This window comes from Streptomyces sp. NBC_00353 (genome assembly GCF_036108815.1).
In the GTDB taxonomy this organism is placed as follows: domain Bacteria; phylum Actinomycetota; class Actinomycetes; order Streptomycetales; family Streptomycetaceae; genus Streptomyces.
Window position 1 is genome coordinate 6,268,439 of the sequence record NZ_CP107985.1, and the last position, 14,190, is coordinate 6,282,628.

The 14,190-nt window shown below is 70.8% G+C and carries 13 protein-coding genes; 11 read left to right on the plus strand and 2 right to left on the minus strand.

All coding sequences use genetic code 11. The annotated features are described in order from the left end of the window. Positions 1-128: 128 nt before the first annotated feature. From OHA88_RS28300 to OHA88_RS28310, 3 genes are all read left to right on the plus strand, one after another. The gene (locus OHA88_RS28300) at positions 129-1,460 is read left to right on the plus strand and encodes a nitrate/nitrite transporter (protein WP_328627567.1); all 1,332 of its coding nucleotides are present in this window, start codon (positions 129-131) and stop codon (positions 1,458-1,460) included. A gap of 126 nt (positions 1,461-1,586) precedes the next feature. Next, positions 1,587-2,732 carry a uroporphyrinogen-III synthase gene (locus OHA88_RS28305; RefSeq protein ID WP_326604002.1) on the plus strand — a complete coding sequence of 382 codons (1,146 nt, stop codon included), beginning with the start codon at positions 1,587-1,589 and terminating at the stop codon, positions 2,730-2,732. A 17-nt stretch (positions 2,733-2,749) separates the two neighbouring features. Continuing rightward, a complete protein-coding gene (locus OHA88_RS28310; RefSeq protein ID WP_328627568.1) occupies positions 2,750-3,337 on the plus strand; it encodes a GNAT family N-acetyltransferase in 588 nt (195 codons plus the stop codon). A gap of 19 nt (positions 3,338-3,356) precedes the next feature. On the opposite strand, the gene OHA88_RS28315 is transcribed toward OHA88_RS28310, so the two are convergent. Beyond that, positions 3,357-3,899 carry a GNAT family N-acetyltransferase gene (locus OHA88_RS28315; protein ID WP_328627569.1) on the minus strand — a complete coding sequence of 181 codons (543 nt, stop codon included), beginning with the start codon at positions 3,897-3,899 and terminating at the stop codon, positions 3,357-3,359. Positions 3,900-4,017: 118 nt separating this feature from the next. On the opposite strand from OHA88_RS28315, the gene OHA88_RS28320 reads away from it, so the two are divergent. From OHA88_RS28320 to OHA88_RS28345, 6 genes are all read left to right on the plus strand, one after another. Further along, entirely contained in the window at positions 4,018-4,629 is a 612-nt protein-coding gene (locus tag OHA88_RS28320; RefSeq protein WP_328629817.1) for a CGNR zinc finger domain-containing protein, read from the plus strand. Between the two features lie 89 nt (positions 4,630-4,718). Further along, positions 4,719-5,306, plus strand: a complete 588-nt coding sequence (locus tag OHA88_RS28325; RefSeq protein WP_078852676.1) for a sigma-70 family RNA polymerase sigma factor — start codon at positions 4,719-4,721, stop codon at positions 5,304-5,306. Next, the gene (locus OHA88_RS28330; protein WP_328627570.1) at positions 5,303-6,232 is read left to right on the plus strand and encodes an anti-sigma factor family protein; all 930 of its coding nucleotides are present in this window, start codon (positions 5,303-5,305) and stop codon (positions 6,230-6,232) included. Before OHA88_RS28325 ends, OHA88_RS28330 begins: the two co-directional genes overlap by 4 nt. Before the next feature lie 129 nt (positions 6,233-6,361). Beyond that, positions 6,362-8,770 (plus strand): HelD family protein, encoded by a 2,409-nt coding sequence (locus OHA88_RS28335; RefSeq protein WP_328627571.1) that lies wholly within the window; start codon positions 6,362-6,364, stop codon positions 8,768-8,770. A 404-nt stretch (positions 8,771-9,174) separates the two neighbouring features. Then, complete coding sequence (locus OHA88_RS28340) at positions 9,175-10,611, plus strand: NAD-dependent malic enzyme (protein WP_267004905.1); 1,437 nt, start codon at positions 9,175-9,177, stop codon at positions 10,609-10,611. Positions 10,612-11,032: 421 nt separating this feature from the next. Continuing rightward, complete coding sequence (locus OHA88_RS28345; protein ID WP_003968811.1) at positions 11,033-11,314, plus strand: HU family DNA-binding protein; 282 nt, start codon at positions 11,033-11,035, stop codon at positions 11,312-11,314. A gap of 258 nt (positions 11,315-11,572) precedes the next feature. Here the strand turns inward: OHA88_RS28345 and murA are convergent, their stop codons facing one another. Next, positions 11,573-12,913 carry a UDP-N-acetylglucosamine 1-carboxyvinyltransferase gene (gene murA / locus OHA88_RS28350; RefSeq protein ID WP_030922987.1) on the minus strand — a complete coding sequence of 447 codons (1,341 nt, stop codon included), beginning with the start codon at positions 12,911-12,913 and terminating at the stop codon, positions 11,573-11,575. A gap of 277 nt (positions 12,914-13,190) precedes the next feature. Here murA and OHA88_RS28355 point away from each other — a divergent pair, with 277 nt between their 5' ends. Together OHA88_RS28355 and OHA88_RS28360 are read left to right on the plus strand one after the other, a co-directional pair. Next, complete coding sequence (locus OHA88_RS28355; RefSeq protein WP_328627572.1) at positions 13,191-13,751, plus strand: YqgE/AlgH family protein; 561 nt, start codon at positions 13,191-13,193, stop codon at positions 13,749-13,751. A gap of 29 nt (positions 13,752-13,780) precedes the next feature. Further along, on the plus strand, positions 13,781-14,074 hold the full coding sequence (locus OHA88_RS28360; protein WP_063756076.1) for a DUF3039 domain-containing protein: 294 nt from the start codon (positions 13,781-13,783) through the stop codon (positions 14,072-14,074). Positions 14,075-14,190 lie beyond the last annotated feature (116 nt).

Sequence of the window (14,190 nt, forward strand, 5' to 3'; positions counted from 1 at the left end):
GGGCCGCCCCCGGCCCGGTGAGAGCAAGGTTGCCCACCGGTCACCTCGCGGCACCGCACCGAAACGAGCGCTCCCTAGCGTCGAGGCAGACGACCCGACACCCGTGGAACGCGAACCGTGGAGGCGTGATGGCCGGCAGGTGGATCGAGCAGTGGGAGCCGGAGGACGAGATCTTCTGGCAGGAGAAGGGCGAGCGGATCGCCCGCCGGAATCTGTGGTTCTCCGTGCTCTCCGAGCACATCGGGTTCTCGATCTGGACCCTGTGGTCGGTGATGGTGCTGTTCATGGGGCCGGAGTACGGGATCGACCCGGCCGGGAAGTTCTTCCTGATCTCGACGGCGACGCTGGTCGGGGCCCTGGTCCGGGTCCCGTACACGTTCGCCGTCGCCAGGTTCGGCGGGCGGAACTGGACGGTGATCAGCGCCCTGACCCTCCTCGTGCCGACCGTCGCCGCGTATCTGGTGATGGAGCCCGGGACCTCGTACACCACCTTCCTCGTGGTGGCCGGGCTCGCCGGGATCGGCGGCGGGAACTTCGCCTCGTCGATGACGAACATCAACGCCTTCTTCCCGCTCCGCAAGAAGGGCTGGGCGCTCGGGCTCAACGCGGGCGGCGGCAACATCGGCGTACCCGTCGTGCAGCTCGTCGGGCTGCTGGTGATCGGCACGGCGGGCGCCACCCACCCGCGGTTCGTGCTCGCCGTGTACGTACCGCTGATCGTCGTCGCCGCGCTGTGCGCCGCGTCCTTCATGGACAACCTGGCGCCCGTGCAGAACGACACCGGGGCCGCGAAGGACGCCGTCCGTGACCCGCACACCTGGATCATGGCGGTGCTCTACATCGGCACCTTCGGCTCCTTCATCGGCTACAGCTTCGCCTTCGGGCTGGTCCTGCAGACCCAGTTCGGCCGGACCCCGCTGCAGGCCGCCTCGCTCACCTTCATCGGCCCGCTGCTCGGCTCGCTCATCCGGCCCGCGGGAGGGTGGCTCGCCGACCGGTACGGCGGCGCCCGGATCACCCTGTGGAACTTCGCCGCGATGGCCGCAGCGACCGGCGTCGTCGTGTACGCCTCCGGCATCGAGTCGCTCGCCGTGTTCCTCGTCGGGTTCATCGCCCTCTTCGTCCTGACCGGGCTGGGCAACGGATCGACGTACAAGATGATCCCCGGCATCTTCCACGCCAAGGCGATCGCCCAGGGGCTGCGCGGCGAGGAGGCCGCGGCCCACGGGCGACGGCTGTCCGGGGCGGCCATGGGACTCATCGGCGCCGTCGGCGCGCTCGGCGGGCTCGCCATCAACCTCGCGTTCCGGCAGTCCTTCCAGACCGCGGGCACGGGAACGGCGGCCTTCTGGACCTTCCTCGCCTTCTACGGGGTGTGTTTCACGGTCACTTGGGCGGTATACCTTCGCCGCGCCGCCGCCGTCCCCGCGAAGCCGCAGCTCAGCTACGCCGAAGTGTGATCATGACCGTCCGGCGTCGGTACGACGTAACGGGCGGGAAATACGGGTGAACCGAGCCTGTCACGCTTTATTGGCAGGCTCGGTCCTCCGCATCAACGAGCAGCGGGACGAGAGCCGGTAGACCACATGCGCGACGACGAACAGCACGGGCCACTCGCGGGTTTCACGGTCGGGGTGACCGCCGCACGCCGCGCGGACGAACTCGGCACCCTGTTGCAGCGACGGGGTGCCACCGTCGTACACGCGCCCGCCCTGCGGATCGTGCCGCTCGCCGACGACAGCGAACTCCTCGCCGCCACCGAGGAACTCATCGACCAGGTCCCCGACGTGGTCGTCGCGACCACCGCGATCGGCTTCCGCGGCTGGATCGAGGCCGCCGACGGCTGGGGCATCGGCGACCGGCTGTTGGACCGGCTGCGCACGGTCGAACTGCTGGCCCGCGGACCGAAGGTGAAGGGCGCAGTCCGGGCCGCCGGGCTCACCGAGGCCTGGTCGCCCGGCTCCGAGTCCATGGCCGAGGTCCTGGACCGTCTCCTCGACGAGGGCGTCGAGGGCCGCCGCATCGCACTCCAGCTGCACGGCGAACCACTGCCGGGCTTCGTCGAGTCGCTGCGGGCGGGCGGCGCCGAAGTCGTCGTCGTACCCGTCTACCGCTGGATGGAACCCGAGGACCTCGCCCCGCTCGACCGGCTGCTCGACGTCACCGCCGCCCGCGGCCTGGACGCGCTCACCTTCACCAGCGCCCCGGCCGCCGCCTCCTTCTTGAACCGGGCCGAGAAGCGCGGGCTGCTCCCGGAGATCCTGGGCGCCCTGCAGGGCGAAGTCGTCTCGGCCTGCGTCGGCCCGGTCACCGCGCTGCCGCTGCAGGCCCGTGGCATCGACACCATCCAGCCGGAACGCTTCCGGCTCGGCCCGCTCGTCCAGCTGCTCTGCCGTGAACTGCCCGGCGGCGCCCGTACGTTGCCGGTCGCCGGGCACCGGGTGGAGATCCGCGGTCACGCGGTGCTCGTCGACGACGAACTGCGCCCCGTGCCGCCCGCCGGCATGGCCCTGCTGCACAGCCTGGCCCGTCGGCCGGGCTGGGTGGTGGCCAGGGCCGACCTGCTGCGCGCGCTGCCCGGCAGCGGTACGGACGAACACGCGGTGGAGACCGCGATGGCCCGGCTGCGTACGGCACTCGGTGTGCCCCGGCTGATCCAGACGGTCGTCAAGCGCGGCTACCGGCTGGCGCTGGACCCGGCGGCGGCGGACGCCAAGTACGCGGACTCCTGAGGCGTTACCGTGCAGGGATGACCACCGACACCCACCTGCTCGGCACAGAGGTACGACTCCGTCCCGTCACCATGGCCGACGCCGCGTCTCTCGCCGACTCGCTGACCCGCAGCCGCGCGTACCTGCAGCCCTGGGAACCCGTGCGTCCCGACGTCTTCTACACCGAGAAGGGGCAGCAGGAGCGCCTGGCCGGTCTGCTGGCGGACCATGAGGCGGGGCGTGTGATGCCGTGGGTGCTCGCCGACGCCGACGACCGGGCGATAGGCGGGTTCACGCTCACCAGCATCGTGCTGGGGCCGTTCCGCAGCGCCAGTCTCGGCTACTGGGTCGATGTCGCGTACGCCGGTCGGGGCCTTGCCACCGCAGCCGTGGCGCAGGTCTGCGCGGCGGCCAGGGACGTGCTGCGGCTGCACCGGGTGGAGGCTTCGACCTTGCTCGACAACGCGGCGTCGCAGCGGGTGCTCGCCAAGTCCGGCTTCGAGGTGATCGGTATGGCTCCGCGCTATCTGCACATCAACGGTGAGTGGCGCGACTGTCGGCTGTTCCAGCGGATCCTGCACGACGGTCCGGTCGAAGGACCGGCCGACCGGCCGTCCGCCGGCTGACGGCCGGCCCGGACAGCCCTCAGTCCGCCTCGCGGACGTGGCGGTGCCCGTCGAGCGGCCACGGCGGGCGGGCCGGGAGGATCTCCGCCAAGGCGTACCCGCTCTTCACGGCGACCCGGCACGATGCGCGGTTGTCCTCCTGGTGGAGCAGATCGAGCCGCCGCAGACCGTCGTCGGCGAAGGTGGTGAACGCCCAGCCGGTGAGCGCTTCGACCGCCTGCGGGGCGAGCCCGCGGCCCCGGACCCGCGCCGCCGTCCAGTAGCCGACCTCGGCCGAACCCGAGCCGGGCGCCGGGTACTTCAGCGCCACATTGCCGACCGGTCGGCCGTCGAGGTCCGTGTCGACGACGGCGAAGCTGAACCGGGTGCCGGACTCCCGGCCCTCGGTCTGGACCCGCAGCCACCGTTCCGCGTCCGCCTCGTCCGTGACGAGATCCCGCAGCCGGTCGCGCATCGTGGGATCGCGGTAGGCCTCGACCAGCGCAGGTATGTCGTCCCGGGACCAGGGCCGCAGCAGCAGGGGGCCGGCCGAGAACGCGGCCTCCCGGAGATCGTCACTCATGTCCTGACCGTACGGGGAAGCCGGCCATGACCCGGACGGCGGGAGGGGTTCCGGGCCGGGCCGGCGACGGGCACTCTGGTGGTGGCTACCACCGGTGACCCGAGGCGGTGACATGCGCATGGCGGCGGGCAAGGGCTCGTACGACTGGCGGTTCGACTCCGGGCGGCTCTGCCTGGACCTGGTGGCGACGGGGATCGGCACCTCCGGCGCCTGCGAACTGCTCGACAGGGCGGACCGGCTCGCCGACTGGCTGGTGGCCACCGGACTCGTACCGGAGGACACCCGCCTCGACGCCGTCGACGACACCTGGCTGGCGAGCTTCCGGCAGCTGCGCACAGGCGTCGACCTGTTGCTGACCGCCGAGCTCGGCGGCCGCGACGCCGACGGCGCGCTGGAACGCGTCAATGAACTCGCCGCCGGGGCCCCGCCGGGGGTGCGGGCCGTGCGCGCCCGCAACGGTCTGCTGGTACGGGCACTGAGCGCCGACCTGGAATGCCGGGCGCTGCTGTCCGCCGTCGCCCGCGACGTCGTGGAGCTCCTGACCGACCCGGTCGCGCGGGCCGGGCTCCGCCGCTGCGAGGGCGACACCTGTCGGCGGCTCTACCTCGATACGTCACGGGGGCGGCGCCGCCGCTGGTGCTCCAGCGAGGTGTGCGGGAACCGGGAGCGGGTGGCCCGGCACCGGCGCCGGGCGGCGGAGGCCACGGTCCCGGCGGAGCTCACCTCGTAAAAAATCTCGGAACTGTGTTGAATGGATCGGGCCCCGCCTCCGTATTCGATGGCCAAGGAGCTCTACAGGGTCTCGACCGGGAGGTTCGGGTGCGCAAGGATGCGGCCGTGGCCGATGACCGTCCGCACAGGGCTCGACATCGCAGTGAACCGCCCCCGTCTCCCTCCGCCGTCCCCGACGAGGAGCTGATGCGGGCGCTCTACCGCGAACACGCCGGACCGCTGCTCGCGTACGTGCTCCGCCTCGTCGCCGGCGACCGTCAGCGTGCCGAGGACGTGGTGCAGGAAACGCTCATCCGTGCCTGGAAGAACGCCGGTCAGCTCAACCGGGCGACCGGCTCCGTCCGCCCCTGGCTGGTGACGGTCGCCCGGCGCATCGTCATCGACGGCCACCGCAGCCGGCAGGCCCGGCCGCACGAGGTCGATCCGTCGCCGCTGGAGGTCATTCCCGCGGAGGACGAGATTGACAAGGCGCTGTGGCTGATGACGCTCTCGGATGCGCTCGAGGACTTGACCCCCGCCCATCGGGAAGCATTGGTCGAGACCTACTTCAAGGGACGTACGGTCAATGAGGCTGCCGAGGTGCTCGGCATACCCAGCGGCACGGTGCGTTCCCGGGTCTTCTACGCACTGCGCTCGATGAAGCTCGCACTCGAAGAGAGGGGGATCACGGCATGAGCGACCACGAGTGGGAGCCTTTCGGGCCCCGGCCGACCGGTCCCTCCAGCCCCACCGGCCCCACAGGTCCGCGCGGCCGCCCGGGAATCCCCGACAGCTTCGGCGGGCCCAGCAGCTTCGGCGGCTTCGACGCAGCCCACGGCCCCGGCTCCGGTGGAGCCACCGAAGGGCCGGAGCACGACGCCGCCGGTGCGTACGTCCTGGGCATCCTGGACGCGACCGAGGCCTCCGCGTTCGAGGAGCATCTGGCCGACTGCGCGCTCTGCGCCGCCCATCTCGACGAGTTCGCCGGCATGGAACCCATGCTCGCGATGCTCGCCGAGGCCCCCGCCGCCGTACCGGGCGCCCGCCCCGTCCCGCACGTCCCCGAGCCGCCCGCCCCCCGGGTGCTCGACCGGCTGGTGGACGAGGTCGCGACCAGGCGGGCCAGGCGGCGCCGGCGCGGCATGTATCTGGTGGCGGCCGCCGCGGCGCTGATCATCGGCGGTCCGGTGGTCGCCGTCGTGGCCACCGGGGGCGGCGACAGCGGCCCGAGCCAGGCGGCGGACCCGCACCCCACCAGCCCCGCCGAGGACGCGTTCTTCCACCACATGACGGAGAAGGTGGGGGCCACCGATCCCGTCACCAAGGTCGTCGCCACGGTCGGCATGGAGAAGAAGGCGTGGGGCACGCATGCCGTACTGGAGCTCAAGAACGTCACGGGGCCGGAGAAGTGCAGCCTGATCGCCGTCTCGAAGACCGGCGAGGAGGAGGTCGTCACCTCCTGGTCCGTACCGAAGTGGGGCTACGGCATCGAGGACTCTCCGCACCCGACCGCGAAATATCCGCTCTATGTCCACGGCGGCGCGGCGATGGACCGTGCCGACATCGACCATTTCGAGGTGCGCACCTTCGACGGAAAGCGGCTGGTGGACATCGACGCATAACCGCCCGACCGGGCCCGACGCACAATCGAGACCTCCCACGAGCCATATCGGTGCTCGTGGCAGGTGCGCGGCGGGGCTTCCTTCGCATAGGGTTGACGGCTGCCCAATGCACGTCAGAAGGGGGCCTCGGTGGCCGCGCAGGATGCCGCTGTCGATTCGTTGCGGGACCGGGAAATCGGTGTCGAGCAGGAACATCTCGACCGTGTTTATCACCGCCTTGAGGAGAAGATCCACGAGGCGGAATTTCTCATGAACGATGCCGTCAAGCGCGGCCAGGTCGGTACGCCCGGCGCGCTCGCCGAGCGTGATGCCCAGGTGTTCCGGGCCGGGATCCACCTCAACCGGCTGAACAGCGAGTTCGAGGACTTCCTCTTCGGGAGGATCGATCTGCTGCTCGGCAAGGACGGCGAGCGCGGCCCGGACGGCGCGTTCACCTCCGTCGAACCGGCCGACAACGCCGTGCGCGACGACAGCACGGCCGATATCGCGGAGACGCTCCACATCGGCCGGATCGGGGTCCTCGACTCCGACTACGCGCCGCTGGTCATCGACTGGCGGGCACCGGCCGCCGCGCCGTTCTACCGGTCGACGCCGAAGGATCCGGGCCGGGTGGTACGCCGCCGGGTCATCCGCTCCAAGGGCCGCAAGGTCCTCGGGGTCGAGGACGACCTGATGCGCCCGGAGCTGACCTCGTACAAGGACGGCGACAAGCTGCCCGTCATCGGCGACGGCGCGCTGATGGCGGCGCTCGGCCAGGCCCGCAGCCACACCATGCGGGACATCGTCTCGTCCATCCAGGCCGAGCAGGACATGGTGATCCGGGCGCCCGCCGCCTCCGTCACCGAGGTCTCCGGCGGACCGGGCACCGGCAAGACCGCCGTCGCCCTGCACCGCGCCGCGTATCTGCTCTACCAGGACCGGCGGCGGTACGCGGGCGGCATCCTCGTCGTCTCGCCGACCCCGCTGCTCGTCGCGTACACCGAAGGCGTGCTGCCCTCGCTCGGCGAGGAGGGGCAGGTCGCGATCCGCGCGGTCGGCTCGCTCTCCGACGAGGCGGCGGGCGTCGAAGGTGCCACCACGTACGACGAACCGGCCGTCGCCCGGATCAAGGGCTCCTCCCGGATGCTCCAGGTGCTGCGCAAGGCGGCCCGCGGGGCGCTGGAGCAACCGCGGACCCCGGGCGCGCCCCAGGGCGGACAGGACGGCCAGCTGGCGTTCGGTGACGCGGACGGTACCGACGGCTCCGAGGACGGGACGGACGCGCCCCTCACCACCCCCACCCGCCTGCGTGTGGTCGCCTTCGGTGCCCGCGTCGAACTGAATGCCGACGAGCTCCACCGCATCCGGCAGTCCGTACTCGGCGGCACCACCCCGGTCAACCTGCTGCGCCCCCGCGCCCGCAGGCTGCTGCTGGACGCCCTGTGGAACAAGTCGTCGGGCCGGGGCCGCTACACCGACCCCGAGCTGGCCGCGGAACTGCGGTCGTCCTTCGACGAGGACGTCTCCACCGAGACGCCGTTCATCGACTTCCTGAACGCCTGGTGGCCCGAGCTCACCCCGCGCGGGGTGCTCGCCGCGATGGCCGACGAGAAGCGGCTCGGCCGCTGGGCGCGCCGGGTCCTCAACCAGGGCGAGGTGCGCCGCCTCGCCCGCTCGCTGAAGCGGCTCGACAGTGCGGGCCGGGGCCCCCTGTCCGTACACGACGTGGCGATCCTCGACGAGCTGCTCGCGCTGCTTGGTACTCCGCACCGGCCGAAGAAGAAGCGCGAGTTCGATCCGCTGGACCAGCTCTCGGGTCTGGAGGAGCTGATGCCGCAGCGCGAGGAGACCCAGCGCGAGCGGGCCGAACGGCTCGCGGCGGAGCGTACGGAGTACACGCACGTCATCGTCGACGAGGCGCAGGACCTGACGCCGATGCAGTGGCGCATGGTCGGCCGCCGCGGCCGTACCGCCACCTGGACGATCGTCGGCGACCCGGCCCAGTCCTCCTGGTCCGATCCCGACGAGGCGGCCGAGGCGCGCGACGAGGCGCTCGGCAACCGCCCGCGCCGCCGCTTCACCCTCACCGTCAACTACCGGAACCCGGCGGAGATCGCGGAGCTCGCGGCGAAGGTCCTGACGCTCGCGATGCCCGGGATGGAGTCCCCGGCCGCGGTCCGTTCGACGGGAGTGCAGCCCCGCTTCGAGGCCGTACGTGACGGCGATCTGGCCGGGGTCGTACGGGAGGAGGCGCGGCGGCTGCTCGGCGAGGTGGACGGCACGGTCGGTGTCGTCGTCGCGATGAACCGGCGCGCGCAGGCCCGCAAGTGGCTCGCGGAGCTCGGCGACCGGGTGGTGGCGCTCGGCAGCCTGGAGGCGAAGGGCCTGGAGTACGACGCCACGGTCGTCGTCTCGCCGGCGGAGATCGCCGACGAGTCACCGGCCGGTCTGCGGGTGCTGTACGTGGCGCTGACCCGCGCGACGCAGCAGCTCACGGTGGTGTCGGGGGAGCGGGACCTGCCCGACGAGGACGGCGTTCCGGATCTGCTCAGGGACTGACGGACAAGTCAACCTGCGATGCGGGAATCACTTGTCCCGGGGACTTTGTTAGCCTGGTGTCGGCACCGGCTCGATCCAAGCCCCCGGGCCCAACCTTCGTCGCTACGAGCGACCACTTGCCGCGAGGCGAGCATGGCGGGTCGGTGCCGCTCAAGTGAAAAAGACAGACCCGTGTCACCTTCCGGTGGCGCGGGTCTGTTTTTGTTGGTGGCCCGGTCCGGCAGCCGCGTCCGGGGCTGCCGGGGTTCCACGAAGAGATGGAATCTCGTATGGTGGAAAACTCTTTCCGAAGAGTGGCAGTCATTACCGGCTACCAGCCAGTAGGTGCGAACATCGGGAAGCGCGTCCGAGGCGAGGGCCCCGGCCACGCAGCAATGAAGCTAGGGAAAGCGAAGGACTCGGCCATGGCAACGGCGCCCAGCGTCTCGTACTCGATGACGGTCAGGCTGGAGGTGCCCGCGAGCGGTACCGCGGTCTCCCAGCTCACCACGGCCGTGGAGTCCTCCGGCGGGTCGGTCACCGGCCTCGATGTGACCGCTTCCGGTCACGAGAAGCTGCGGATCGACGTCACCATCGCGGCCTCGTCCACCGCGCACGCGGACGAGATCGTCGAAGGTCTGCGCGACATCGAAGGTGTCGTGCTGGGCAAGGTCTCCGACCGTACGTTCCTGATGCACCTCGGCGGCAAGATCGAGATGGCGTCCAAGCACCCCATCCGCAACCGTGACGACCTCTCGATGATCTACACCCCGGGTGTGGCGCGGGTCTGCATGGCGATTGCCGAGAACCCCGAGGACGCCCGCCGCCTCACCATCAAGCGCAACTCCGTCGCAGTTGTGACGGACGGCTCCGCCGTACTGGGCCTCGGCAACATCGGCCCGATGGCCGCCCTGCCGGTGATGGAGGGCAAGGCGGCCCTCTTCAAGCGGTTCGCCGGCATCGACGCCTGGCCGATCTGCCTGGACACCCAGGACACCGACGCGATCGTCGAAATCGTCAAGGCGATCGCCCCCGGCTTCGCGGGCATCAACCTGGAGGACATCTCCGCGCCCCGCTGCTTCGAGATCGAGGCACGGCTGCGCGAGGCCCTCGACATCCCCGTCTTCCACGACGACCAGCACGGCACCGCGATCGTCGTGCTGGCCGCCCTGACCAACGCACTGCGCGTGGTGGGCAAGGGAATTGGGGACGTGCGCGTCGTCATGTCCGGCGCCGGAGCGGCCGGTACGGCCATCCTGAAGCTGCTCATCGCCGCCGGTGTCAAGCACGCCGTCGTCGCCGACATCCACGGTGTGGTGCACGCGGGCCGCGAGGACCTGGTCTCCGCCGACCCCGACTCGCCGCTGCGCTGGATCGCCGACAACACCAACCCGGAATCGATGACCGGCACGCTCAAGGAGGCCGTCGTCGGCGCCGACGTCTTCATCGGCGTCTCCGCTCCGAACGTGCTGGACGGCAATGACGTCGCGGCGATGGCGGACGGCGCGATCGTGTTCGCGCTCGCGAACCCGGACCCCGAGGTGGACCCGGCAATCGCCCGCCAGACCGCGGCAGTTGTCGCCACCGGGCGCTCCGACTTCCCGAACCAGATCAACAATGTGCTGGTCTTCCCGGGTGTCTTCCGCGGCCTGCTGGACGCTCAGTCCCGCACGGTCAACACGGAGATGATGCTCGCCGCGGCCGGCGCCCTCGCCGAGACGGTTGCCGAGGACGAGCTGAACCGGAACTACATCATCCCGTCGGTCTTCAACGACAAGGTCGCGGGCGCGGTCGCCGGGGCCGTCCGCACGGCCGCGAAGGCCGCTGGAGGCGCTGTGACGGGCGCGGCGAACTCCATCTGAACCCAGCACTTCCCTTACCCGCCACGGCCCCTGTCGGGGGCTGTCCGGGGCTGTGGCGCCCCGCACGTTGGCCTGCCCCACGGCGCGTCGCGGGTCGCGGGGCCCCAAACGCCCCTTTAGGGTGGGCGGGCAGCGAGCCCCGCAGGACCCCGCACCCGCTGTGGACCCGCCGCGGGGCGCTCCAGCATCTGCTGAGGGCCGCTTCGGGGAGTCGATGGAACGTCACCACGACGAGGCAGTGGCGGCTTTCGTGTGACTCCGGAGGGTGCCGGATTGGCTTTCCCGCCGCAGGTGGGGGCAGGATGCGTATTCGGGCGCGAGGGTCTGACGTCAGACCCGGGTCCGGGGACTGTCCGAGGGCCCTGGCAGCATCGGCTTCGATCTCACGCCTCACAGGCAAGAAGAACACGGGAGTAACAACATGAACCGCAGTGAGCTGGTGGCCGCCCTGGCCGACCGCGCCGAGGTGACCCGCAAGGACGCCGACGCCGTGCTGGCCGCGCTCGCCGAGACCGTCGGTGAGATCGTCGCCAAGGGCGACGAGAAGGTCACCATCCCCGGCTTCCTGACCTTCGAGCGCACCCACCGTGCCGCTCGCACCGCTCGTAACCCGCAGACCGGCGACCCGATCAACATCCCGGCCGGCTACAGCGTGAAGGTCTCCGCGGGCTCGAAGCTCAAGGAAGCCGCCAAGGGCAAGTAAGCCCCGTAGGCACGACGGAGGGCGGTCACCCCGACCAAGGGTGGCCGCCCTTCGGCGTACGGACCGCAGAATCCGCCCCAAGGCCGCTCCAAGGCCGCTCCAAGGCCGCTGGAGGGCCGCTGTGAGGCCGCTGCAGGGCCGTGGCGAGGTTCTGGCGGCGAAGAGCCGTGTGCGGACGCCTCGCCGGCGAACGAGAAGCGGGGGCCCGGGGCAGTGCCCCGAACCCCCGCGTCGGTCCTGACCGTCGGGCGCCCGCCCTCAGACCAGTGACCCGCCCGGCAGCTCCACCTTCGCGCCCAGCTTCTCCAGCTTGTCCATGAAGTTCTCGTAGCCACGGTTGATCAGGTCGATGCCGTGCACCCGGGACGTGCCCTGCGCCGCCAGTGCGGCGATCAGGTACGAGAACCCGCCGCGCAGGTCCGGGATGACCAGATCCGCGCCCTGCAGCTTCGTCGGGCCGGACACGACCGCCGAGTGCAGGAAGTTCCGCTGGCCGAAGCGGCAGTCGGAGCCGCCCAGGCACTCGCGGTAGAGCTGGATGTGCGCCCCCATCTGGTTCAGCGCGGACGTGAAGCCGAGCCGGGACTCGTACACCGTCTCGTGGACGATGGACAGGCCCGCGGCCTGCGTCAGCGCCACCACCAGCGGCTGCTGCCAGTCGGTCTGGAAGCCGGGGTGCACGTCCGTCTCCAGGGCGATGGCGTTCAGCGCGCCGCCCGGGTGCCAGAAGCGGATGCCCTCGTCGTCGATCTCGAAGGCGCCGCCGACCCGGCGGAACGTGTTCAGGAACGTCATCATCGAGCGCTGCTGTGCGCCGCGCACGTAGATGTTGCCCTCGGTCGCCAGCGCCGCGGACGCCCAGGAGGCCGCCTCCAGGCGGTCCGGGATCGCCCGGTGCGTGTAACCGTCGAGCCGGTCGACACCGGTGATCCGGATCGTCCGGTCGGTGTCCATCGAGATGATCGCGCCCATCTTCTGCAGCACGCAGATGAGGTCCTCGATCTCCGGCTCCACGGCCGCGTTGGACAGCTCGGTGACACCCTCGGCGAGCACGGCCGTCAGCAGCACCTGCTCGGTGGAGCCCACCGACGGGTACGGCAGCCGGATCTTCGTACCGCGCAGCCGCTGAGGGGCCTCCAGGTACTGGCCGTCCGCCCGCTTCTCGATGGTCGCGCCGAACTGCCGCAGCACGTCGAAGTGGAAGTCGATCGGCCGTCCGCCGATGTCACAGCCGCCGAGTCCCGGAATGAACGCGTGGCCCAGCCGGTGCAGCAGCGGGCCGCAGAAGAGGATCGGGATGCGCGACGAGCCCGCGTGGGCGTCGATGTCGGCGACGTTCGCGCTCTCGACATGGGTGGGGTCCAGGATGAGCTCGCCAGGCTCGTCACCGGGGCGGACCGTCACACCGTGCAGCTGCAGCAGACCCCGCACGACCCGCACATCGCGGATGTCGGGCACATTGCGCAGCCGGCTGGGCCCGCTGCCGAGCAGCGCGGCGACCATCGCCTTCGGCACCAGGTTCTTGGCGCCTCGGACGCGGATCTCGCCCTCCAGCGGGGTTCCGCCGTGGACAAGCAGGACATCGTCTGTGCCGGTCATGAATCTCGCGTTCCGGAGTGGTCGGGCAGGGGGCCAACCGAAAGGGTAATGGGCAGGTACCCCCCTTCCATAAGGCTACGGGCGGTGTACGAACGTCATGAATCCGCCACAACACGCTCTGCTCGCCGAGCCTTGCGGAGGGTTACCGTCCGCAAGTGCCTCACGGACCGTGCGCTCTTCGTGCACCCGTGCGCCCTGAGCTGCGCTCGGGCCCCCTTCGGCACCCGGCGCACCACTTGGTCCCCACGGAGGGCGAAGATGCGGGATCATTTCTGCCATGACCGAGGTGTCCTCGCTCACAGGGCGACTGCTCGTGGCCACACCCGCCCTGTCGGACCCGAATTTCGACCGCGCGGTGGTGCTGCTCCTCGACCACGACGAGGAGGGCTCGCTCGGCGTGGTCCTGAACCGCCCGACCCCGGTCGGTGTCGGTGACATCCTCGTGTCCTGGGCCGACCTGACCGCTGAGCCGGACGTCGTCTTCCAGGGCGGCCCCGTCTCGCTCGACTCGGCGCTCGGCGTCGCGGTGATCCCCGGCGACGAGGGACCGCTCGGCTGGCGACGGGTGTACGGGGCGATCGGCCTGGTGGACCTGGAAGCGCCGCCGGAGCTGCTGGCCGCGGCGCTCGGCTCGCTGCGGATCTTCGCCGGGTACGCGGGCTGGGGACCCGGACAGCTGGAGACGGAGCTGACCGAGGGGGCCTGGTACGTGGTGGAGTCGGAGCCGGGAGACGTCTCCTCGCCGCGTCCGGAACAGCTGTGGCGGGCGGTCCTGCGCCGTCAGCGCAGCGAGCTCGCCATGATCGCCACCTATCCGGACGACCCTTCGCTCAACTGAAGCCCGGGCCTTTCAGTACCCTGGCTGTTATGAGCACTCTTGAGCCCGAGCGCGGGGCAGGTACGGGGACCCTCGTAGAGCCGACGCCGCAGGTGTCGAGCGGCGACGGCGACCACGAGCGCTACGCCCATTACGTCCAGAAGGACAAGATCATGGCGAGCGCCCTGGAGGGCACCCCCGTGGTCGCACTGTGCGGGAAGGTCTGGGTACCGGGGCGCGACCCCAAGAAGTATCCGGTCTGTCCCATGTGCAAGGAGATCTACGAGTCCATGGGCGCCGGTGGCGACAAGGACAAGGGCAAGGGCGGCAAGGACAAGAAGTAGTCCGTCCCCGACCGTTCGGGCCGAGGGGCCCCCGGGAGCGCGCTGACGCGTGCTCCCGGGGGCCTTTTCGTATGCCCTTTCGTAGGCCCTGGGTTGTTTGCCCGTGTCGCTCGGTC

Excerpts from the sequence above, each read along its gene's own strand:
- OHA88_RS28300 (WP_328627567.1), top strand. The coding sequence starts at position 129 with ATGGCCGGCAGGTGGATCGAGCAGTGGGAGCCGGAGGACGAGATCTTC.
- OHA88_RS28305 (WP_326604002.1), top strand. The coding sequence starts at position 1,587 with ATGCGCGACGACGAACAGCACGGGCCACTCGCGGGTTTCACGGTCGGG.
- OHA88_RS28310 (WP_328627568.1), top strand. The coding sequence starts at position 2,750 with ATGACCACCGACACCCACCTGCTCGGCACAGAGGTACGACTCCGTCCC.
- OHA88_RS28315 (WP_328627569.1), bottom strand. The coding sequence starts at position 3,899 with ATGAGTGACGATCTCCGGGAGGCCGCGTTCTCGGCCGGCCCCCTGCTG.
- OHA88_RS28320 (WP_328629817.1), top strand. The coding sequence starts at position 4,018 with ATGGCGGCGGGCAAGGGCTCGTACGACTGGCGGTTCGACTCCGGGCGG.
- OHA88_RS28330 (WP_328627570.1), top strand. The coding sequence starts at position 5,303 with ATGAGCGACCACGAGTGGGAGCCTTTCGGGCCCCGGCCGACCGGTCCC.
- OHA88_RS28340 (WP_267004905.1), top strand. The coding sequence starts at position 9,175 with ATGGCAACGGCGCCCAGCGTCTCGTACTCGATGACGGTCAGGCTGGAG.
- OHA88_RS28345 (WP_003968811.1), top strand. The coding sequence starts at position 11,033 with ATGAACCGCAGTGAGCTGGTGGCCGCCCTGGCCGACCGCGCCGAGGTG.
- murA (WP_030922987.1), bottom strand. The coding sequence starts at position 12,913 with ATGACCGGCACAGACGATGTCCTGCTTGTCCACGGCGGAACCCCGCTG.
- OHA88_RS28355 (WP_328627572.1), top strand. The coding sequence starts at position 13,191 with ATGACCGAGGTGTCCTCGCTCACAGGGCGACTGCTCGTGGCCACACCC.
- OHA88_RS28360 (WP_063756076.1), top strand. The coding sequence starts at position 13,781 with ATGAGCACTCTTGAGCCCGAGCGCGGGGCAGGTACGGGGACCCTCGTA.